Below are 20,143 nucleotides of genomic sequence, written 5' to 3'. Positions count from 1 at the left end.
GCCCCAGCACGAGGGCCCACGGGGTCGCGGAACGGAATCGGATGAACAATTTTACCAGCACCCGGCGCAAGGTGCCGTCGGTAAGGCCGGTCATGGTCGCCGTACTCGCCAGTTTCCTGCTGGGCGGGGCGATTGCGGGTTACGCCGTCTACACGCTGACCGATCGCGATGAACCGACGACCCAGCCGGCCACGGTCGAAACGCAATCACTTGCCAGCCCAACTTCCGAACCGACCCCCACGCCCAGCGCTAGCCAGGCGGCGCAGGAAGCGGTCGACCGCGTGGCCGAACAGCAGGGCGGGCTCGACACGCGGCTGGCCGCTGCCGAACAGCGCCTCGCGCGGCTCGACCTGCAGGCGCAGGCCGCCGCGGGCAATACCGCGCGCGCCGAAGGGCTGCTGATCGCCTTCGCCACGCGCCGCGCGCTCGAAAAGGGCGCCGAGCTTGGCTATCTCGCGGACCAATTGCGGCTGCGCTTCGGCGATGCCATGCCCAATGCGGTCGATACGATCATCCGCACCAGCCGCAATCCGATCACGCTCGACCAGCTGATCGCGCGGCTCGAAGGACTCTCGCCCAAGCTGGCCGAACCGAGCAGCCAGAACGGTTTTGCGCGGTTCGGCGAGGAACTGTCGCAGCTGTTCGTGGTGCGCCGCGAAAGCGCGCCGTCGCCGCAGCCGCAGCGCCGCCTCGATCGCGCGCGGCTGTTCCTCGAAAGCGGGCGGACCGATTCCGCGATTGCCGAAGTGCGCAATCTGCCGGGCGCGGAAAACGCCGAAGGCTGGCTGCGCGATGCCGAACGCTATGCCACGCTCCAGCGCTCGCTCGACCTGATCGAAACCGCTGCCGTGCTCGAACCGCGGCGCCTGCGTGACGGGGCGGGCAACCGGATCGACCAGCCCAGCCCGGCAGAAGAAAACTAGGCCTTGAGCAATTCGGGCAGCTCGCCCGAGATGCCGCGCGCTTCATCCATGAACAGGCGCTTGAGCCAGCCCGAGCGCTGGATCCCCGCCATGCCCAGCCGCCGCACCGCGCTCGCGGTCTTGCCGCGAATGCCGAAGACCCGCGTCAGGCTGTCGGTCGCACTCATCACCATCAGCGCATCGAGCGCGCGCCATTCCTCGTATTTCTTGAGCACCTGCGCATCGCCGAGATCGAGCCCGAGCCGCAGCGCTTCATCGAGTACGTCGACCAGCGCCCCGACATCGCGCAGCCCGAGGTTGAGGCCCTGGCCCGCGATCGGGTGCATGCCATGCGCGCTGTCACCGACCAGCGCGAGCCGGTGGTCGACGATCCGGGCGGTGTGCTGGAAGCTGAGCGGCCAGGACGACCGCGCGCTGTTGAGCGTGAGATCGCCGAGCAGGTCGCCCATCCGCTTCACCACTTCGGCAAGGAATGCGCGGTCGGACAGCTTGAGCACGCCCGCGGCGTCCTTCTCGTCGACCGTCCACACCAGCGCGCTGCGATGCTGGCCATCGGGGCCGTCGAGCATCGGCAAAAGCGCGAAGGGCCCGTCGGGATAGAAGATTTCCCACGCCACATTCTCATGCGGCTTGGTGTGGTCGAGCCCGGCGATCATCGCGCGGTGGCTGTAATCCCACTGCGCCATCTTGAAGCCCGCCTCCTCGCGCGACGGCGACCCGCGTCCTTCGGCGCCGATCATCAGCGCGGCTTCGAGCGTGCGCCCGTCACCCAGCGTGGCTGACACGCCGAATTCGCCGCGTTCGCGCGCGGTCACTTCGGCCGGGGCATGCCAGGCGATCAGCGGTTCCTGTGTCGCGGCTTCGTGCAGCGCGAGGCGCAGCTGGCGATTGGCGAACATGCGCCCCAGCGTGCCCTCATGCGGTTCGGGCCGGAAATCGAGCCGTCCCGGCTTCATCTGGTCGAGCACGCCGATCGCGGCAATATCGCAGCCATGCGGTTCGAGCACGCTTTCAAGCCCGATATGGCGGAACAATCGCCAGCTCGCGGTCGAGATCGCCGAGGCGCGCCCGTCGAAGCCGTCTGCGGTCAGGCTGGCGGGATCGGCGCGGTCGACGAGGTGGCTCGACAGCCCCTTCTTCGCCGCCGCCAGCGCCAGGGTCATGCCCACCAGGCCGCCGCCCAGGATCAGCAGGTCTCGCTTGTCTGTCATGGGGCCTAGCCCTAGAGCCAGCGACGTGATCGAAGCAAGGATATTGGAACGGCTGGCGGCGCTGCTGGCGCTGGTGGCACTGGCATTCGCCGCGCCGGTGGCGGCGCAGAATGCGACCAGCGACCGGATCGCGGTCGAACTGGTCGCCGAAGGCGCGCCGCAACCCGGCGAGACCTGGATGCTGGCGCTGCATTTCACTCCCTCTTCGGCGGAATGGCACGGCTATTGGTCGAACCCCGGGGATGCGGGGCTGGGCATGCAGCTCGACTGGGACCTGCCGGAAGGGTGGCAGGCGGGAGAGCCGCTCTACCCGCTGCCGCAGCGGCTGGTGATCGGCGGTTTGATGAACCACGTCTATGAAGGCGATTACGCGGTGCTGGTCCCGATCACCGTGCCCAAAGGCGCGGCAGGCGCGCAGTCCGCGCCGATCGGCGTGACCGCCAGCTATCTCGCCTGCACCGATACGATTTGCGTGCCGCAGCGCGCGGCGCTGTCGCTCGATCCGGCGCGCGCGGGGGGCGATCCGCGTTTCGACCGCTGGCGCGCCGAAGTGGTCCCCCCGCTCGACAGCGGCGCACAGTTCGAATTCACCCCGACCCACCTGCGCATCGGCGTGCCGGTTCCGGCCGCGACCGCGCTGCGCGAACCGCATTTCTACCTCGGCACCGCCCAGCTGGGCGAGGGGGACCGGCCGCGTTACGCAGGCCAGCAGCGCTTCATGCGCGAGGGCGACCTGGTGGTCGTCGAAATGCCGATCGAGCCATTCGCCGTGCCGCCGGGTGTCGAACTCGCCGCTGAACCGCGTCCGCAGGCCATCGCGGGGATTCTCGATTTCGGCGCAGGGCGCGGGGTGCGGTTTACCGCCGTTCCGGGCGACGTGCCGCTCGAAGGCGCCGAACCGCTTGGCGGGAGCGGCGAACCGGTGCTGTGGCGGCTGCTGCTCGCAGCGCTGGCGGGCGGGGTGCTGCTCAACATCATGCCCTGCGTATTCCCGATCCTCAGTCTCAAGGCGCTCGCGCTGGCCAAGGCCGGGGGCGACGAACGCGCGGCGCGGCGCGATGCGCTGGCCTATACGGCGGGCGTGGTGGTGGCCTGCGCGGCGCTTGGCGCGGCGATCCTGCTACTGCGCGCGGCGGGCGAGCAGGTGGGCTGGGCGTTCCAGTTGCAGGAGCCTGCAGTCGTCGTCAGCCTGTTCCTGCTCGCGCTGGCGATCACGGCCAATTTCCTCGGCCTGTTCGAAATCCCTGGGATGGCGGTTTCGGGCGGCTCGCCCTCGCAGACCGGGTCCTTCTCGACCGGTCTGCTCGCGGCATTCGTGGCGACGCCGTGCACGGGTCCGTTCATGGCGGTCGCGCTGGGCGCGGCGCTGGTGATCCAGCCGGTCCACGGCCTGCTTGTGTTCACCGCCTTGGGGCTGGGGCTGGCGCTGCCCTTCCTGCTGGTCGGGTTCGTCCCGGCGATCCGTCGCCTGCTACCCAAGCCCGGCGCATGGATGGAGCGGTTCCGCAAATGGATGGCGCTGCCGATGGGGCTGACCGCGCTGGCGCTGGCATGGCTGGTCTGGCGGATCGGCGGGGGCGAATATCTCGTGCTGGTGCTCGTCCTCGGCGCGGTGGCGCTGGGCGGGCTCACGCTGGTGGGGCTGTTCCAGCGCAAGGCCCGGTCGGGCGCGCTGATCCTGGGCGCAAGCCTGGTGGCGGTGCTCGGGCTGGGCACTGCTCTGCTCCCGCGTCCGCTGGCGTACGCTTCGCCGGGCGCAAGCCTGCTCGACCCGGTCGTCTATAGCGAGGCTGCCCTGGCCGACGCGCGCGGTTCGGGAAACCCGGTGTTCGTCTGGTTCACTGCCGACTGGTGCGTAACCTGCAAGGTCAATGAAAGCGTGGCGATCGAACGCAGCGCGACCCGCGACGCGTTCGAGGCCGCCGGCGTCGTCGCGCTGCGCGGCGACTGGACGCAGCCCGATGCCGAAATCTCGCGCATGCTGACGCAGCAGGGCGCAGCGGGGGTGCCGCTCTATCTGTGGTACGAACCCGGCGGCGAAGCCGAGCAATTGCCGCAGGTGCTTACGCCGGATCTGCTGGTGGAGAAGGCGCGGGCGTCGGCGCGCCCTCGCTAAGCGGCTCCTCATCGCCGAGCGGCTCGCCCAGCGCGCGGCACCGCTCGACCAGTTCGCCGGGCAGCGCGCTGGGGTTAAGGATCACGCTGCCGGCCCCGGGCACGGTCGCTTCGACCTCGCGGTTGCCGGTAAGCACGTCGAGCCGCTGGTCGGCGGCTGCGATCGCGCCTTCCCAGCGCCATACATCGCCCACCTGCACTGCATCGATCTTGAGCCGCGCGACATGGCCATTGCCGATCAGCGCCAGCACCGCCTGCGCGTCCGCATCGGCGCGGGCGAAGCGGGTATAGCCGAGCATGGGTTCGCTGCCATCGCTGAGGCATTCGACTGCGAACAGCGGGCGTTCGCCCGGCTTGCCATAAAGCAATCGCGCGCCTTCGGCCGCGGGGGCCCAGATCGCGCCTTCGGTATCGGGGGAATCGATCGGTTCTGCCGGCCCCTCGACCGGCGTATCGATCCGCGTACGTTCGACGTAATCGTCCGAGGCAGGGGGCTTGCAGGCCGCAAGAATGGCCAGCAACACGAGAGGGGAGGCGCGACGCATGCGCGCGCTATGACACAGGCGTGACAGCATTCAAGCGGCCATCCCGCGCTATCCTCAGCGCGCGCGGATGAAGGCGCGAATGTCGCGTGACAGCTTGGCGCGGTCCTCGTCGCGGATATACATCATGTGGCCCGCATCGTAATATTGGAACTCCACGCGGTCCTGCGGGATGCCCATTCGCTTGAGCGAATATTCGGCGCCGAAAAAGGGCGTGGCGAAATCGTAATAGCCCTGCGCATTGAACACGCGCAGCTGCGAGTTTTGCCGCATCGCCTGCCCGATATAGGGCGCGACATTGAGATAGGCGCCGCGGCCCTGGCCGGTCGACCATTCCCAGTTGCGCCCCGGTTCGCGCCCGATCGACTGGTATTCGCGGGTCGTCTCGAAGCCCAGCGTGTCGCGCGCCCAGCTGTTGATCGCCGCGGTATAGCCCGCATCGATGCCGTAGAAGCTGGGGTCGTTGTCGGGTGTCTCGCCGGCATTGTCGAAATCGCGCCCGGTGTAGCGGGCATCGAGCCGCCCGATCGTCAGCCCGCGGTCGCGCAGCAATTCCTTGTAGAAACGCTGCGAGGTGACGCGCAGGTCGGCCTGGTCGAGATAGCGTTCGGACAGGCCGGTCAGCCGCGCAAGCTCGGCGCGCACCGCGGCGCGTTCCGCATCGGGCAGGTCCTGCCCCTTGAGCAGCGCGCTGGCGAAGGGGCCGATCGCGAACTGGCGCGCCTCCTCGACGATCGCCTCGACCGAGGGGGCCTGTACCTTGCCGTGGTAATAGGCCGCCGCTGCCATGTTGGGCAGCGTGACGACATAGGCCATTTCGTTGCCCGGCGTGGGTTCGCGCCCGGCGAAGTCGAGAATGGTCGAGATCAGGATCAGCCCGTTGAGGCCGACGTCGTTATAGGTGCCGCCTTCGAGCTCGCGCGCGACCATCGCGGTGCGCGTCGTGCCGTAGCTTTCGCCGCCGAGATATTTCGGGCTGTTCCAGCGGCCATTGTCGTTGAGCCACAGGCGGATGACCTTGGCCACCGCCTCGGCATCCTGTTCGAGCCCGTAATATTTCTTCGGGTTGGTGTCCCTGGTCAGATAGCTGAAGCCGGTGCCCGGCGGGTCGATGAACACGAGATCGGCGACGTCGAGCAGGCTGTCGGGATTGTCGAGCAGTGGGTAGGGCGGTGCGCCGTCATCGCGCGCATCGGAAGGGATCGCCACCCGCTTGGGCCCGAACGCGCCCATCTGCAGCCACACCGATCCCGATCCGGGCCCGCCGTTGAACAGGAAGAACACGGGGCGCGAGGCATCGCGCGGGTCCTTCACATAGCTGGTGGTGACGATCACCGCTTCGGGTTTGCCGTCATCGGATTCAAGCACGGTCTCGGTCATGGTCGCCCGGTAGGACACGCGCTGCCCGCCAAAGGTGCCGGTCATGGTCCGCGTGCGCACCTGCGGTTCGATATCGCCCGCCTTCTCGCTCGCGGCTGGCTTGCCGGCCTGCGCGATCGCGGCGTGCGGCACCATCAAGAAGGTGCCCAAGACCAGCGCGGCGAGTGTACGAACGATCATCGAGTAAATCCCTTGTTTCGTCCGCTGCAGCGGACCTCGAATGCCGCACATGGTCACGGCTCGCCTTCGCGCATCATCCGTAAGCGGGAGGGTCAAGCGTAACCGGACGAGCGGCGTTCACGCTCGACGAACGGCGCGCTGGTTCAGGCGGCACGGGGTGCTATGCGATCCAACTCGCCATTCAGCGCGCGTTTCGCAACACGAAGATCGGCGCTGGTCTGGAGACGCATGAAAAACCCTTCGGACATCCCGAAATAGCGTGAAAGGCGCAGGTCGAGTTCACCGTCAATTCTTTCGCTTCCATCGATCAGTGCCTGCAGACGCGCAGATTCGACCTCGATGGCTTGGGCCACAGCGGGTATTTCGAGCTCCAGTGGCTCCATGAATTCGCTGACCAGCAATTCGCCCGCATGGGGGATGTGCAGCCAGTCGCTCTCAATGGTAGTCGACGATTTCGACATCGTAAGCATTTCCGTTTTTCCAGCGGAAACATATACGCCATTTCATGTTAATTGAAACCGAATGCTGCCCGGCTCGGTCACCAGCTAATTCGTGCAAACGGTTGCTTGGCGGAAGTTTGAGATCTTCCAACGTTTCGGCCGCATCGATCATTGAAAGTTTCGAGAGCGCACGTGACTGGATGTCCGCGGGCAGCTTCCGGCTGCGCCGTCCAACCCATATTTGTTGGGTTTCCTCGCTGCGAAACGTTTCGATCATGGCCGCCTCAGATTGGATGCAGCTATCCAATGAGAGCAGAAAAGCCCGAGTCGCAACCGGCATGCGGAGGTTGTCCCCACAGGAAAAAATAAATTCTAATTATATCAATTACTTGCCAAACTTCCGTTGCGTCTTGCCATAGCGGGTCTTGCGCGTTCCCGGGCGGCCCGCATCGCTGCGGCCGACACGCGGCGCCTTCTTCTCGCTATCGCCGAGACCGAGTTCGTCGTTCTCCAGCTGGCGGATTTCGTCGCGCAGGCGGCCGGCTTCCTCGAATTCGAGATCGGCCGCCGCGGTGCGCATGCGTTTCTCGAGGTCCTCGATATAGGCGCGCAGATTGTGACCGACGAGATTGTTGCGCTCGTCATCGCCCGTATCGACCGTGACCCCGTCCTGCGACGCGGTATGCGCGACGATATCGGCGATCTGGCGGCGGATCGTCTGCGGCGTGATGCCGTGTTCCTCGTTATAGGCCTTCTGCTTTTCGCGGCGGCGGTCGGTTTCCGCCATCGCTCGTTCCATGCTGCCGGTGATGCGGTCGGCATAGAGGATCACGTGCCCGTCGACATTGCGCGCCGCGCGGCCGATGGTCTGGATCAGGCTGGTCTCGCTGCGCAGGAAGCCTTCCTTGTCGGCATCGAGGATGCACACCAGCCCGCATTCGGGAATGTCGAGCCCCTCGCGCAGCAGGTTGATCCCCACCAGCACGTCATAGACGCCCAGCCGCAGGTCGCGGATCAGCTCGATGCGTTCGAGCGTCTCGACATCAGAGTGCATATAGCGGACCTTGACGCCCGCCTCGTGCATGAATTCGGTCAGATCCTCCGCCATCCGCTTGGTCAGCGTGGTGACCAGCGTGCGATAGCCCTTGGCGGCGGTCTTCTTGCATTCCTCGATGCAGTCCTGGACCTGGTCCTCGACCGGGCGGATGCCGACCGGCGGGTCGATCAGCCCGGTGGGGCGGATGACCTGTTCGGCGAAGACGCCGCCGGTCTGTTCCATCTCCCACGTGCCCGGCGTGGCCGAAACCGCGAAGGTCTGCGGGCGCATCGCGTCCCATTCGTTGAACCGCAGCGGGCGGTTGTCGATACAGGAGGGCAGGCGAAAACCATGTTCGGCGAGCGTGATCTTGCGGCGGTGGTCGCCCTTCGACATCGCCCCGATCTGCGGCACCGTCTGGTGGCTTTCATCGACGAACAGCAGCGCGTTTTCGGGCAGGTACTCGAACAATGTCGGCGGCGGTTCGCCCGGCAGGCGACCGGTGAGGAAGCGGCTGTAGTTCTCGATCCCCGCGCAGCTGCCGGTGGCGGCGATCATCTCGAGATCGAAATTGGTCCGCTGCTCGAGCCGCTGCGCTTCGAGCAAGCGGCCTTCCTCGTGCAGTTCCTTGAGCCGCTCGGCGAGCTCGAACTTGATCGCCTCCGCGGCCTGCTTCATCGTCGGCCCGGGCGTCACATAGTGCGAATTGGCATAGACGCGCACCTTGTCGAGGCTGGCGCCCTTCTTGCCGGTAAGCGGATCGAATTCGCTGATTTCCTCGATATCGTCGCCGAAGAAGCTGATCCGCCACGCCATGTCTTCATAGTGGCTGGGGAAGATCTCCAGGCTGTCGCCGCGGACGCGGAAATTGCCGCGCGCGAAGGCGGCGTCATTGCGCTTGTACTGCAGTGCGACGAGCTTGCGGATCAGCTCGCGCTGGTCGACCGCTTCGCCTTTCTTGATGTCGAAGATCATCGCCGAATAGGTTTCGACCGAACCGATACCGTAGAGGCACGAAACCGAGGCGACGATGATCACGTCGTCGCGTTCGAGCAGCGCGCGGGTGGCCGAATGGCGCATCCGGTCGATCGCCTCGTTTACGCTGCTTTCCTTCTCGATATAGGTGTCGCTGCGCGGGACGTAGGCTTCGGGCTGGTAATAGTCGTAATAGCTGACGAAATATTCGACTGCGTTCTCGGGGAAGAAGCTCTTGAACTCGCCATAGAGCTGCGCGGCGAGGATCTTGTTCGGCGCGAGGATCAGCGCCGGCCGTTGCAATTCCTCGATTACCTTGGCCATGGTGAAGGTCTTGCCCGACCCGGTCACGCCCAGCAGCACCTGCGTCTGGTCGCCGTCCTTGGCCGCGCTGCTCAATTCGGCGATCGCGGTCGGCTGGTCGCCCGATGGAGTATATTCGCTGACCAGCTTGAACGCCTTGCCGCCCATCGATTTTTCGGGGCGCGCAGGCTTGTGGGGGACGAACTCGCCGGTGGTGTCCGGCTCGTCCAATCCTCTTCGAATGATCAGTTCGCTCATGCGCGCACATATGGGGAACGGCACTGGCGCGTGCAACGGTGCTTGCCCCGCGGCGCGCGGCTGCTAGCCTTGCAGCCATCTATTCGGAGAGAGTTTCCATGCGCCATACCGCCCTGATCATCGCCGCCAGCCTCACCCTTGCCGCCTGCGGGGACACGTCCGCCGATGCCGACGGCGATGGCGAGATCTCGATGGCCGAAGCTGCGGCGAAATCCGCCGACATGGTCAGGCCGCAGCCCGGCCAGTACCGCGCCACGGTCGAATTCGTCGATATCGACATCCCCGACGCCCCGCAGCAGGTGCAGGACATGATGCGCGGCATGTTCGATCAGGGACCGCAGGTTCACGAATACTGCCTGACGCAGGAAGAAGCCGACAAGGGTTTCGAGGAAATGGCGAGGCAGGCGCAGGACAATGACGAATGCACATTCGAGAAATTCGATGCCGCCGGCGGCCAGATCGATGCGATCATGAACTGCAATGCCGAAGGGCAGGGCATGGCCCGGATGACCATGAAGGGCACCGGTAGCGAGACGTCCTCCGACATGACCATGACCGTCGATGCCGAAGGTCCCGACGGCCGGACCATGACGATGACGATGACCAGCGCGCAGGAACGGATCGGCGACTGCGACGGTTAAACGACCGGGCATCAATTCGGGAGCCAATCGGCCCATCGCGCATTATTACAGAGCGATGGCAACGTTACCCTTCAAAGACACGCGTCTTATCGATCGCGAGGAACTGGCCCGCCGCTGGGCGCTCGCGGCCGAGCCTTGCCCCGACGATATCAGCGGCCCGCGCTGGCAATTGCTGCTGCGCGAGCTTCTCTGGCCGCTCGAACCGCTGCGGCGGCTGGTGGGACGCCCGCTGGAAATCGCGCCCGCGGCGAATCCCAAGACCGTGATGCTGCTGCCCGGTTTCGGCGCGCATCCGATCCGCATGCGCTGGATGGCGCGCAAGCTCGAACGCGCCGGTCACACAGCCAAGAAATGGGGCCTCGGCTACAATCTGGGCGCCACCGAGAAAAGCTTCGCCAAGGTCGAGCGGCGGCTCGTCGATATCTATCGCCGTTCGGGCGAGCCGATCCACCTGGTCGGGTGGAGCCTGGGCGGAGTGATGGCGCGCGAACTGGCCAAGGCGCATCCCGACAAGGTTGCCAAGGTCGTCACCATGGGCTCGCCCTTCTCGGGCAGCCCGCGCGCGAACAATGGCTGGCGCGCCTATCAGGCGATTGCCGGCCACCGGGTCGACGAACCCGAAATCGACGCCGTGGTGCATGAAAAGCCCCCGGTCGAAACGGTCGCCATGTGGAGCCCGCGCGACGGCGTCGTCCGTCCCCGCGCCGCCTGCGGCAAGCCCGGCGAGCGGGACCGCGCACGCGCACTGCGTTGTTCGCACATGGGTTTCGTGCTGACCCACGAGGCGGTCGAAGCGGTGCTTTCGGAACTGGACCGCGGGTAAACGCGTAGTCTGTTGTAGGAGCAAGGCGCGCGAGGTGCCGGGCGCCCCTGGGGGATTATGACCGGCGATACCGCTTACTTCGACGAAATGTACCAGCCCGATGGCGGGGTACGTCCGGCCTACTCAGGATATTGCGACTGGTTCGACGGGCAGGACAATGGCCTCATGCGGCGCAAGCACGCCGAAGCCGAAACCAATTTCCGCAAGACCGGCATCACTTTCAACGTCTATGGCGATGGCGAAGCCGAGGAACGGCTGATCCCGTTCGACATGGTGCCGCGGGTGATTACCGCCGCCGAATGGCGCAAGCTGTCGCGCGGGATCGAGCAGCGCGTGTCCGCGCTCAACGCCTTTATGCATGATCTCTATCACCGGCAGGAGATCATCCGCGCGGGCCGCATCCCCGAACGCCTGTTCCGCAACAACAAGGCCTGGCTGCCGAACATGGTCGGCTTCACGCCGCCCGGCGGGATTTACACGCATATCGTCGGGATCGACCTGGTGCGCACCGGGGCGGACGAGTTCTACGTGCTCGAAGACAATGCGCGCACCCCCTCGGGGGTGAGCTACATGCTCGAAAACCGTGAAACCATGATGGCGATGTTCCCCGAACTGTTCATGCGCGTCCCGGTCGAACAGGTTTCCGATTACCCGCGCCGGCTGGCCAAGAGCCTCGCCGCCTGCGCGCCCGAAGGTACGCGGGGCAAGCCAACGGTCGCGGTGCTGACCCCGGGAATCTACAACTCCGCCTATTTCGAACACGCCTTCCTTGCCGACCAGATGGGTGCCGAGCTGGTCGAGGGCAGCGACCTGCGCGTGATCGACGGCCGTGTGGCGATGCGCACCACGCGCGGCTATCACCCGGTCGATGTGATCTATCGCCGCGTCGACGACGAATTCCTCGATCCGCTGACCTTCAACGAGGACAGCGTGCTGGGCGTGCCGGGATTGATGGACGTCTATCGCGCGGGCCGCCTGACGATCGCCAATGCCCCGGGCACGGGCGTGGCCGACGACAAGGCGATCTATTCCTTCATGCCCGAAATCGTCGAATTCTACACCGGCGAGAAACCGCTGCTGCCCAATGTCGAGACGCATCGCTGCGCCGACGAGGAATCGTGCAAATACGTGCTCGACAATCTCGCCGAGCTGGTGGTCAAGGAAGTCCACGGATCGGGCGGATACGGCATGCTGATCGGCCCGGCCGCCTCGAAAAAGGAACTCGAGGCCTTCCGCAAGAAGCTCGTCGCGCGGCCGGAGAACTATATCGCCCAGCCGACGCTGGCGCTGTCCACCTGCCCGATCTTCACCAAGAAGGGGCTCGCCCCGCGCCATGTCGACCTGCGCCCGTTCGTGCTGGTTTCCCCTGACAAGATCGACATCACCCCCGGCGGGCTGACGCGCGTCGCGCTGAAGAAGGATTCGCTGGTGGTCAATTCGAGCCAGGGGGGCGGCACCAAGGATACCTGGGTGCTCAAGGACTGATGCTCGGCCGGACCGCCAATGGCCTGTTCTGGATGTTCCGCTATCTCGAGCGGGCGGAGAACACCGCGCGCCTGCTCGATGCCGGGCTGCGCATGGCGCTGACCCGTGATCTGGTCACGGCGGAAGAAGAATGGCGCTCGGTCATTGCCACCGCCGGGCAACGCGCGGGCTACGAAGCCAAGCATGCAAGCTATACCGGCGTACAGGCGTGGAATTACATGCTGCGCGATAAGGACAATGCCTCCTCGATCCTCGCCATGTTCGGCCAGGTCCGCCAGAATGCGCGGCTCGCGCGGAACGCCATCAGCGGCGAATTGTGGGAGGCGATCAACGAGAACTGGCTGGAGACGCAGGAACAGCTGTCCCGTCCGGTAGGCGAGAACCGCGTACTCGACACGGTGGCCACGATCCGGCGCGCCGGGACGCTGGCGCATGGCGCGATGGAAGGCTCGATGCTGCGCGACGAAGGCTATCACTTCGCGCAAGCGGGCACCTTCATCGAACGCGGCGACAGCATCGCGCGCATCCTCGACATCAAATACTATCTGCTGCTGCCCTCGCTCTCCTATGTCGGGTCGAGCCTCGATACGGGGCAATGGGACCAGGTGCTGCGCTCGGTTTCGGGCGATCGCGCCTATCGCTGGCTCAATGCGGGCCAGATCGATGCGCGCGGTATCTGCGAATTCCTCATCCTCGACGATTGCTTCCCGCGCAGCCTGGCCTTCTGCCATTCCGAATTGCGCGCCAATCTTGCCGCGCTGGCGCGGCTGCATGGCCGGGAGGGCGCCAGCAACACGCTGATGCGCGACGCCGATACGCGGATTGCCGATCTGACTATCGAGGACGTGTTCGAACAGGGACTGCACGAGTTCCTCGTCGATTTCATGGCCTCCAACGCCGCGATCGGGGTTGCGATCGCCAAAGACTATCGGTTCCTTGCCTGATGCGCCTCTCGATCCGCCATACCACCCGTTACCGCTTCGATACGCCGGTGATCCACGGCCTCCAGCGCCTGCGGCTGACACCCAAGGAAACGCAGGGGCAGGAAATCCTCGAATGGCACATGGATTACGAGCACGCGCATCCCGAACTCACCTATGAGGACCAGCATCACAACACGGTGACGCTGGTCGCGGTCGAAACCGGCGCGCGCGATGTCACGGTGACCTGCCGCGGGACGGTCGATACGCATGATCATGCGGGCGTCATCGGGCGCCACGCCGGGCACCTGCCGCTTTGGAGCTTCCTCGGGCAGACCGGGCAGACGCAGCCCGGCCCGGGCATGCGCAAGCTGGCCGCGGAAATGGGCCGGGAGGACGAAAGCCGGCTCGACATGCTCCACCGCCTGTCCGCAGGCATACTCGAGCGGGTCGAATACAAGACCGGGACCACGCATTCCCGCACCATCGCCGAAGAAGCCTTCGCCGCCGCCAATGGCGTGTGCCAGGACCATGCGCATATCTTCATCGGCATTGCCCGGTCGCTGGGCATCCCGGCGCGCTATGTCAGCGGCTACCTGATGATGAACGACCGGATCGACCAGGAAGCGGGCCACGCCTGGGCGGAAGCCTATGTCGCGGAACTGGGCTGGGTCGGCTTCGATATTTCCAACGGGATCAGCCCCGATGCGCGTTATGTGCGCGTCGCCACGGGGCGCGATTACCGCGATGCCGCGCCGGTCACCGGGATCAGTTTCGGGACCACCTCGACCGTACTCGAGGTCGATGTCGCGGTCGAACAGCAGCAAGTGCAGCAATAGAACTGCCGAGAGGACGAATACGATGACCTATTGTGTGGGAATGGTGCTCGACACCGGACTCGTCTTGATGAGCGATACGCGCACCAATTCGGGCGTCGACAACATTTCCGTGTTTCGCAAGATGTTCACCTGGAATGTGCCGGGCGAGCGGATCATCACGGTGATGACCGCGGGCAATCTCGCCAGCACGCAGGCAGTGATCAGCCAGCTCGAAGAACGGATGAAAGAACCCGACGAGCGCGACAACATCATCCTGCAATCGCCGACCATGTTCCAGGTCGTGACCGAAATCGGCAAGCTGCTGCGCACGATCATCGCCGACCGGCAGGAGGCCAACGGGGTGAAGGGGCGGGGCCGGTTCACCGCCTCGATCATCGTCGCGGGGCAGATCGCGGGCATGGAGCCGCGCCTGTTCATGGTCTATCCCGAAGGCAATTTCATCGAGGCCAGCCACGACACGCCCTTCTTCCAGATCGGCGAGACCAAATACGGGCGCCCGATCATCATCCGCGGCTACGACCGCACGATGAGCCTCGAAGATGCGGTCAAATTGCTGATGGTCAGCTTCGATTCGACGCTCAAGGCGAATCTCTCGGTCGGGCTGCCGCTCGACCTGCAGGTCATCGAACGCGATGTATTCGAACCGAAGCACGAACACCGGGTCAATCATGACGATCCATATTTCCAGGCAATCTCGTCGAGTTGGGGCGATGCGCTGAAAAGCGCGTTCCACTCGCTGCCCGACTACAGTTTTTACCGAAGCGGAGACTAGGTTTTTGTCGCGAATATACAAATTGCTATTGCGAACTGTTCGTAGATAGGGCGGCAGTGTTATAAGACCGTTTATATTAACTAATATTTTGTGGCGGGGGCTTTGTCATAGACGTAAGGTAGGCCAAATGAACGAGCGCCAAATTCTCCATATTGTAGGAGGCTCAAGTCGTGGCCGGGCAGAACAAGCCCATCTGGGTTTTGGACTTGGCCATCACTGTGAAACCTATTCCAACGCCGCCGAATTCTTGCAGCGACCACCCGAGCAGGGTGTGATCCTGGCGCGCGACGATCCCGCCGACGGCGGGGTCGCTTCGGTCCTGAACGAGCTGGCACAAAAGGGCGTGTGGCTACCGGTTATCGCCACCGCGCGTGAACCCCGGCCAGCCTGCATCGTCGATGCGGTGAAAGCGGGGGCGCTGGATTATGTCGCGCTGCCGCTGAAACCCGAACGGCTGGCCGAAGCGCTTGGCCGGATCGGCAAGGATGTCGATGCGCATGTCCAGGCGCGCCGCAAGATGGTCGAAGCGCGCAACAAGATCGCCATGCTTTCCCCGCGCGAACGCGAAGTGCTCGACTGGCTGGCCGAGGGCTGCAGCAATAAGATGATCGGGCGCGAATTGGGGATCAGCCCGCGCACGGTGGAAATCCACCGCGCCAATTTGATGTCGAAACTGGGTACCGATCATTCCGCGCAAGCGGTTCGCCTGCGACTGGAAGCAAAGCTCGACGAGGATACGCCCTTTGCGATGTAATAGGCGCGCGGCGGCTCAACCCTAGCGGCAGTAGTTCCCGCTGCCATATTCCAGGTGAAAATGGTCCTCATGGGCCCGGTTGTAGTCGGGGCCCAGTACCGTGCCGAACCGCTTGCAGGCGCTGCGGTGAATGACGCGCAGGAATTCACGCTCGTCCCGTGAAGCGTTCCACCCCGACTGAACCGAAATCCGGCGACCGTCGGCAAGGACGAAGGCGGCGACATCGATCGCCTCGGCGCGCGCATGCGCGCTGCGGCGGGCGCTGCCCGCAACATTGCGGCAGGCAAAGCTGCCCATGGTCTCGATCCGCTGGAGCGGGCTGCCGAGGATCTGCTGCGCGGCGCGATCGACCCCGTAGCGCGCCCAGCCGGCAAAGCTGTTGGCCAGCGGGCAGGCCACTGCACCAAGGTTGGTCACGGTGAATTCGGTGTGATCCCCGCCGACGCGTTCGAGCCGGACGCTGTTGGTGGTCGAACAACCGGCGCCGTAGAATTTGTCGGGCAGCGGGGCAAAGCGCGAGCCGGTCTGCCCCAGTTCGGCATTGCACTGGCGCATTTCGGGTCGCGCGGTGCTGACAGGGACGGACCCTGCCTGCCGCGCGACCCTTTCTGCGGGCTTGGAGCCAGGTACCACGCCGCATCCTGCCAGGCTGAGGAGAAGCAGCAGAGAGAAGGCGGGATGTGGTCGCATACCCGCGCTTATCTCCCGAACATCCTTAATTCTTCGCTAACGATGTGTAGGGGAGCGCAATTTTCCAGGAGAAGGCGCGGCCTATTCGGGTGCGGCGAGCTGTTCCCACAGTTCGATCTTGACCCCGTCGGGATCGAGGATCCAGGCGAACTTGGCATACCCTTCATCGACATGGCCGAGCACCTCGACCCCCTTGGCCTTCAGCTGCTCGACCATCGCGTCGCAATCGTCGACCCGCAGATTGACCATGAAGCCGCCGGTGCCGGGCTTGATGTAGCCATCGTCCTTGAAATGGCTGATGAGCGAATAGGGTTTGTCGCCGGTCTCTTCGGACCACTCCAGCTGCGGCCCGTATTCGCCGCCGATACCCAGCACGTCGCGGTACCAGGCGCGCGTGGCGTCAGGGTCCTTTACCACGTAAAAGACCCCGCCCAGTCCGGTTACCTTTGCCATGTCGTTCTCCTTTTCAGGCGACCCTCAATATCCCGATGCCTGCCCATCCTTGCGCATTTCGGTGGCGCCCGTCAGCACGCCCGTCTCGGGGTCGCGCGCGATGGCCTGGTAGCCGCCGAACATGATGCCGTTGTCGACCACTTCGACCTTGTGCCCCATGGTGCGCAGCGCGGCGATGGTTTCTGCCGGAATGCCGGGTTCGACGAACAATGTCCCCAGCGGATCGGCAGCGGGGCCTTCGAACGCCTCGGTCGGCTGCGGCCCGCCGTCGTGGTTGAAGCGCGCGGCATCGCCTGCTTCCTGCAGGTTCATGCCGTAATCGACGATATTGACCAGCACCTGCACATGGCCCTGCGGCTGCATGCCGCCGCCCATCAGGCCCAGCGTCATATAAGGCTGGCCATCCTTCTTCACGAAGGCGGGAATGATCGTGTGGAAGGGCCGCTTGCCGGGTTCGTAGGCATTGGGATGCGCCGGATCGAGGCTGAACAGCTCGCCGCGGTCCTGGAACATGAAGCCGGTGCCCGGGGCAACCAGCCCGCCGCCCATACCGCGATAATTCGACTGGATGAGGCTGACCATCATGCCGTCGCCATCGACGACGGTGAGGTAGGTGGTATCGCCTTCACCCTCGAGCTTGGGCGCGACTTCGATTTCGCCGGGCTGGAATTCGGGCGTCGCCTTGGCCGGATCGATCAGCTTGAAGCGTTCGGCGCCATAGTCTTCGGCGAGCAATTGGGCGGGAAGGGCGGCGAAGTCGGGATCGGCATAGAAGCGCGCGACATCGGCATAGGCGAGCCGCTTGGCTTCGACCATGTAGTGCAACGCTTCGGGGCTTCCGCGCTCCCATTGCGACAGGTCGATGTTCTTGAGGATATTGACCATCTGCAGCGCGGCAAAGCCTTGGCTGTTGGGCGGCAGTTCGCACAGCTCGTACCCATCCTTGTAGCCGGCACAGGCGGGCTCGACCCATTCGCTGCGGTGGGCGGCAAAATCCTCGCGCGTGAAGGCGCTGCCCTGCGCCTGCAGGTAATCGACGATCACATCGGTCAGATCGCCGTCGTAATAGGCATCGCGCCCGTCGCGGGCGATCGCCTCGAGCGTGTCGGCAAGGTCCGGATTGCGGAAGATTTCGCCGGCCTCGGGCGCTTCGCCATCGGCGAACCACACCTTGCGCGCATTGCTGAAATCGAACTGGTCCTCGCGCGCCGAATAGGCCTTGAGCGAGCGGGCGAGATACATGCCGATGACCGGCGCGATCGGGTGGCCTTCGCGGGCATAGCCGATGGTCGGCGCCAGGTTTTCGGCCATGGTCCGCTTGCCGAAGCGTTCGTGCATCGCGAACCAGGCATCGACCGTCCCCGGCACGGTGATCGGCAATGCGCCATAGGGCGGCAGGGCGTCTGCCCCATCGAGCTTGTCGAGCAGCTGGTCGAGCGTCTGGCCCTGCGGGCTGCGGCCCGACCCGTTTATGCCGTGCAGCTTGCCGGTCGCGGGGTCGTAGATGATCGCGAACAGATCGCCGCCGATGCCATTGCCGGTGGGTTCCATCAGCCCCAGCGCGGCATTGGCCGCGATGGCCGCATCGACCGCGCTGCCGCCGTCCTTGAGCACGTCGAGCGCGATCTGCGTGGCGAGCGGGTGTGCGGTGGCCGCCATGCCGTGCTGCGCGATCACCGGGCTGCGTGCCCAATTCGCGCCTACGGGCCGCCCGCCGGCGCCGATCTGCTGTTCGATCGCGGGCTGTTCGGCCGTCTCCTGCGCGGTGGCAGGCATGGCGGTCAGGGCGAGGGCGGCTACGCCCGCCAGTAGTGTTCGCATATTCGTCTCCTCAATCGGGAGACGGTGTGACGACTGCGCGTCAGGCTGGCAAGGGGCGCTCTGCGGTTCCGGCGGTCGCCTTGCTGACCAGCCAGATGGCGAGCCAGGCAGCGATGAAGCCGGGGACGATTTCGTAGAGGCCCTGGTCCATGCCCGGGAGCGCCGCATTCCAGCCCAGCGCAATCCATGCGACGACCACTGCGGCGCCGGTGACCAGGCCTGCGACTGCGCCGGCGCCGGTCATCCTGTTCCAGGTCAGCGCGAGGATAATCAGCGGACCAAAGGCCGCGCCGAAGCCTGCCCAGGCGTTGGACACCAGTCCCAGCACCTCGCTATCGGGATTGCTCGCGATCACGATCGCGGCAATCGCCACCAGCGCGACGCAGATCCGTCCGACATTCACGCTCTCGCGCTCCGAGGCATGGCGGCGGAAGAACAGCTTGTAGAAATCTTCAGTGAGCGAGCTCGAGGCAACCAGCAGCTGCGAGCTGATCGTCGACATGATCGCGGCGAGCAGCGCCGCCAGCAGGAAGCCGGTGATTAGCGGGTGGAACAATAGATTGGCGAGCACGATGAAGATCGTCTCGGGATCGTCCACGACGATGCCGTTGCGTTCGGTAAAGGCGCGGCCGGCAATGCCGATGCCGATCGAACCGAGCAGCGCGACGCCCATCCAGGTCATGCCGATGTTGCGCGCCGGACGGACCTTCTCGACCGTGTCGATCGCCATGAAGCGCACGATGATATGCGGCTGGCCGAAATAGCCGAGCCCCCAGGTCACCGCGCTGATGAAGCCAAGCAGGGTGAGGCCTTGGGTGAGGCTGAGGAAACCTTCGACGGGGACGTCGGTCAGCGACCCGCCCGCGCTGCCGCCTTCGCCGAACATCACCACCAGCGGCATCACCGCCAGTGCGACGACCATGATCAGCCCCTGCACGAAATCGGTCAGGCTGACCGCGAGGAAGCCGCCGACCATGGTATAGGCGAGCACCACCAGCGCGGTGATCCAGATGCCGACCATGTAATCGCTCATGCCGATACCCCCGAACAGGCCGGCAAAACTGGTTTCGAACAGCTTGCCGCCGCCCACGAGGCCGGCAGCGGTATAGACCGCGAAAAACACCACCACGATCAGCGCGGAGATGACGCGCAGCGCGACCGCCTTGTCGGGAAAGCGATTGGCGAGGAATTCGGGGATCGTCAGCGCATTGCCATAGCTTTCGGTCTGCGCGCGCAGCCGCGGCGCGACCACGAACCAGTTGGCCAGCGCGCCGATGAACAGCCCGATCCCGATCCACGCCTCGACCAGCCCGCTGGCATAGAGCGCGCCGGGCAGGCCGAGCAGCAGCCAGCCGCTCATGTCAGAGGCGCCGGCGCTCAGTGCGGCGACCGCAGGTGGCAGGTTGCGTCCGGCGAGCAGATAACCCTCGCTCGTATCGGTCGAGCGCTTCCACGCCCATAGGCCGATCGCGATCATCAGAACAAAATATAGGGCGAGCGAAATATAGGTGCCGGTCTGCATGGGCGAGGCATCTAACAGATGGAAATCGCGCTGGCCACCGGGGCCCCGAACCGCCGCTCA

At 65.1% G+C, this 20,143-nt stretch carries 19 protein-coding genes; 9 read left to right on the top strand and 10 right to left on the bottom strand.

Annotation, left to right across the window (positions count from 1 at the left end; translation table 11 throughout):
• The first annotated feature begins 41 nt into the window (after positions 1-41).
• Positions 42-923, top strand: a complete 882-nt coding sequence (locus tag VWN43_RS09375) for a hypothetical protein (RefSeq protein ID WP_320181942.1) — start codon at positions 42-44, stop codon at positions 921-923.
• Here the strand turns inward: VWN43_RS09375 and VWN43_RS09370 are convergent.
• Positions 920-2,134, bottom strand: coding sequence for an FAD-dependent monooxygenase (locus VWN43_RS09370; RefSeq protein ID WP_320181943.1), 1,215 nt, complete (start codon positions 2,132-2,134; stop codon positions 920-922). The two genes, VWN43_RS09375 and VWN43_RS09370, sit on opposite strands and share 4 nt — an antisense overlap.
• A gap of 25 nt (positions 2,135-2,159) precedes the next feature.
• Between VWN43_RS09370 and VWN43_RS09365 the strand changes: the two genes are divergently transcribed.
• Positions 2,160-4,250: a protein-disulfide reductase DsbD family protein gene (locus tag VWN43_RS09365; protein ID WP_320181944.1), complete on the top strand. Its 2,091-nt coding sequence runs from the start codon at positions 2,160-2,162 to the stop codon at positions 4,248-4,250.
• Here the strand turns inward: VWN43_RS09365 and VWN43_RS09360 are convergent.
• From VWN43_RS09360 to uvrB, 5 genes are all read right to left on the bottom strand, one after another.
• Positions 4,198-4,794, bottom strand: coding sequence for a hypothetical protein (locus VWN43_RS09360; RefSeq protein ID WP_320181945.1), 597 nt, complete (start codon positions 4,792-4,794; stop codon positions 4,198-4,200). The genes VWN43_RS09365 and VWN43_RS09360 overlap by 53 nt on opposite strands.
• Before the next feature lie 54 nt (positions 4,795-4,848).
• On the bottom strand, positions 4,849-6,351 hold the full coding sequence (locus tag VWN43_RS09355; RefSeq protein ID WP_320181946.1) for a S10 family peptidase: 1,503 nt from the start codon (positions 6,349-6,351) through the stop codon (positions 4,849-4,851).
• Between the two features lie 143 nt (positions 6,352-6,494).
• Positions 6,495-6,812: a HigA family addiction module antitoxin gene (locus tag VWN43_RS09350; RefSeq protein ID WP_253523185.1), complete on the bottom strand. Its 318-nt coding sequence runs from the start codon at positions 6,810-6,812 to the stop codon at positions 6,495-6,497.
• On the bottom strand, positions 6,787-7,068 hold the full coding sequence (locus tag VWN43_RS09345) for a type II toxin-antitoxin system RelE/ParE family toxin (RefSeq protein ID WP_320181947.1): 282 nt from the start codon (positions 7,066-7,068) through the stop codon (positions 6,787-6,789). Before VWN43_RS09345 ends, VWN43_RS09350 begins: the two co-directional genes overlap by 26 nt.
• Positions 7,069-7,176: 108 nt before the next feature.
• Complete coding sequence (gene uvrB / locus VWN43_RS09340; protein ID WP_320181948.1) at positions 7,177-9,363, bottom strand: excinuclease ABC subunit UvrB; 2,187 nt, start codon at positions 9,361-9,363, stop codon at positions 7,177-7,179.
• Between the two features lie 98 nt (positions 9,364-9,461).
• Between uvrB and VWN43_RS09335 the strand changes: the two genes are divergently transcribed.
• From VWN43_RS09335 to VWN43_RS09305, 7 genes are all read left to right on the top strand, one after another.
• On the top strand, positions 9,462-10,004 hold the full coding sequence (locus VWN43_RS09335; protein ID WP_253523200.1) for a DUF3617 domain-containing protein: 543 nt from the start codon (positions 9,462-9,464) through the stop codon (positions 10,002-10,004).
• Positions 10,005-10,059: 55 nt separating this feature from the next.
• Positions 10,060-10,827 carry an esterase/lipase family protein gene (locus VWN43_RS09330; RefSeq protein WP_320181949.1) on the top strand — a complete coding sequence of 256 codons (768 nt, stop codon included), beginning with the start codon at positions 10,060-10,062 and terminating at the stop codon, positions 10,825-10,827.
• Between the two features lie 57 nt (positions 10,828-10,884).
• Positions 10,885-12,312: a circularly permuted type 2 ATP-grasp protein gene (locus tag VWN43_RS09325; RefSeq protein WP_253523205.1), complete on the top strand. Its 1,428-nt coding sequence runs from the start codon at positions 10,885-10,887 to the stop codon at positions 12,310-12,312.
• Complete coding sequence (locus VWN43_RS09320) at positions 12,312-13,256, top strand: alpha-E domain-containing protein (RefSeq protein ID WP_253523207.1); 945 nt, start codon at positions 12,312-12,314, stop codon at positions 13,254-13,256. The genes VWN43_RS09325 and VWN43_RS09320 overlap by 1 nt, the downstream gene beginning before the upstream one ends.
• Entirely contained in the window at positions 13,256-14,071 is an 816-nt protein-coding gene (locus tag VWN43_RS09315) for a transglutaminase family protein (RefSeq protein WP_253523209.1), read from the top strand. The genes VWN43_RS09320 and VWN43_RS09315 overlap by 1 nt, the downstream gene beginning before the upstream one ends.
• 22 nt (positions 14,072-14,093) lie before the next feature.
• A complete protein-coding gene (locus VWN43_RS09310) occupies positions 14,094-14,843 on the top strand; it encodes a proteasome-type protease (RefSeq protein ID WP_320181950.1) in 750 nt (249 codons plus the stop codon).
• A 247-nt stretch (positions 14,844-15,090) separates the two neighbouring features.
• A complete protein-coding gene (locus VWN43_RS09305) occupies positions 15,091-15,597 on the top strand; it encodes a response regulator transcription factor (RefSeq protein ID WP_320181951.1) in 507 nt (168 codons plus the stop codon).
• A gap of 21 nt (positions 15,598-15,618) precedes the next feature.
• Here VWN43_RS09305 and VWN43_RS09300 read toward each other — a convergent pair whose 3' ends face one another.
• The 4 genes from VWN43_RS09300 to putP all read right to left on the bottom strand — a co-directional run bounded on the left by VWN43_RS09300 (position 15,619) and on the right by putP (position 20,083).
• Positions 15,619-16,152 (bottom strand): extensin family protein, encoded by a 534-nt coding sequence (locus VWN43_RS09300; RefSeq protein ID WP_320181952.1) that lies wholly within the window; start codon positions 16,150-16,152, stop codon positions 15,619-15,621.
• Positions 16,153-16,368: 216 nt separating this feature from the next.
• On the bottom strand, positions 16,369-16,740 hold the full coding sequence (locus VWN43_RS09295; protein ID WP_320181953.1) for a VOC family protein: 372 nt from the start codon (positions 16,738-16,740) through the stop codon (positions 16,369-16,371).
• A gap of 24 nt (positions 16,741-16,764) precedes the next feature.
• The gene (gene ggt, locus VWN43_RS09290) at positions 16,765-18,561 is read right to left on the bottom strand and encodes a gamma-glutamyltransferase (protein ID WP_320181954.1); all 1,797 of its coding nucleotides are present in this window, start codon (positions 18,559-18,561) and stop codon (positions 16,765-16,767) included.
• Positions 18,562-18,601: 40 nt separating this feature from the next.
• Positions 18,602-20,083 (bottom strand): sodium/proline symporter PutP, encoded by a 1,482-nt coding sequence (putP, locus tag VWN43_RS09285; protein ID WP_320181955.1) that lies wholly within the window; start codon positions 20,081-20,083, stop codon positions 18,602-18,604.
• Positions 20,084-20,143 lie beyond the last annotated feature (60 nt).

The organism is Qipengyuania sp. HL-TH1, assembly GCF_036365825.1.
GTDB classification, from domain to species: Bacteria; Pseudomonadota; Alphaproteobacteria; order Sphingomonadales; family Sphingomonadaceae; genus Qipengyuania; species Qipengyuania profunda.
The sequence above is the reverse complement of the archived record's forward strand: the minus strand, read 5'-3'. Positions and strand labels throughout refer to the sequence as shown.

Bases quoted from the DNA above. Each gene is read 5' to 3' on its own strand.
- VWN43_RS09375 (WP_320181942.1), top strand. From the start codon at position 42: ATGAACAATTTTACCAGCACCCGGCGCAAGGTGCCGTCGGTAAGGCCG.
- VWN43_RS09370 (WP_320181943.1), bottom strand. From the start codon at position 2,134: ATGACAGACAAGCGAGACCTGCTGATCCTGGGCGGCGGCCTGGTGGGC.
- VWN43_RS09360 (WP_320181945.1), bottom strand. From the start codon at position 4,794: ATGCGTCGCGCCTCCCCTCTCGTGTTGCTGGCCATTCTTGCGGCCTGC.
- VWN43_RS09355 (WP_320181946.1), bottom strand. From the start codon at position 6,351: ATGATCGTTCGTACACTCGCCGCGCTGGTCTTGGGCACCTTCTTGATG.
- VWN43_RS09350 (WP_253523185.1), bottom strand. From the start codon at position 6,812: ATGTCGAAATCGTCGACTACCATTGAGAGCGACTGGCTGCACATCCCC.
- VWN43_RS09345 (WP_320181947.1), bottom strand. From the start codon at position 7,068: ATGATCGAAACGTTTCGCAGCGAGGAAACCCAACAAATATGGGTTGGA.
- uvrB (WP_320181948.1), bottom strand. From the start codon at position 9,363: ATGAGCGAACTGATCATTCGAAGAGGATTGGACGAGCCGGACACCACC.
- VWN43_RS09335 (WP_253523200.1), top strand. From the start codon at position 9,462: ATGCGCCATACCGCCCTGATCATCGCCGCCAGCCTCACCCTTGCCGCC.
- VWN43_RS09330 (WP_320181949.1), top strand. From the start codon at position 10,060: ATGGCAACGTTACCCTTCAAAGACACGCGTCTTATCGATCGCGAGGAA.
- VWN43_RS09325 (WP_253523205.1), top strand. From the start codon at position 10,885: ATGACCGGCGATACCGCTTACTTCGACGAAATGTACCAGCCCGATGGC.
- VWN43_RS09320 (WP_253523207.1), top strand. From the start codon at position 12,312: ATGCTCGGCCGGACCGCCAATGGCCTGTTCTGGATGTTCCGCTATCTC.
- VWN43_RS09315 (WP_253523209.1), top strand. From the start codon at position 13,256: ATGCGCCTCTCGATCCGCCATACCACCCGTTACCGCTTCGATACGCCG.
- VWN43_RS09310 (WP_320181950.1), top strand. From the start codon at position 14,094: ATGACCTATTGTGTGGGAATGGTGCTCGACACCGGACTCGTCTTGATG.
- VWN43_RS09300 (WP_320181952.1), bottom strand. From the start codon at position 16,152: ATGCGCCAGTGCAATGCCGAACTGGGGCAGACCGGCTCGCGCTTTGCC.
- VWN43_RS09295 (WP_320181953.1), bottom strand. From the start codon at position 16,740: ATGGCAAAGGTAACCGGACTGGGCGGGGTCTTTTACGTGGTAAAGGAC.
- ggt (WP_320181954.1), bottom strand. From the start codon at position 18,561: ATGCGAACACTACTGGCGGGCGTAGCCGCCCTCGCCCTGACCGCCATG.
- putP (WP_320181955.1), bottom strand. From the start codon at position 20,083: ATGCAGACCGGCACCTATATTTCGCTCGCCCTATATTTTGTTCTGATG.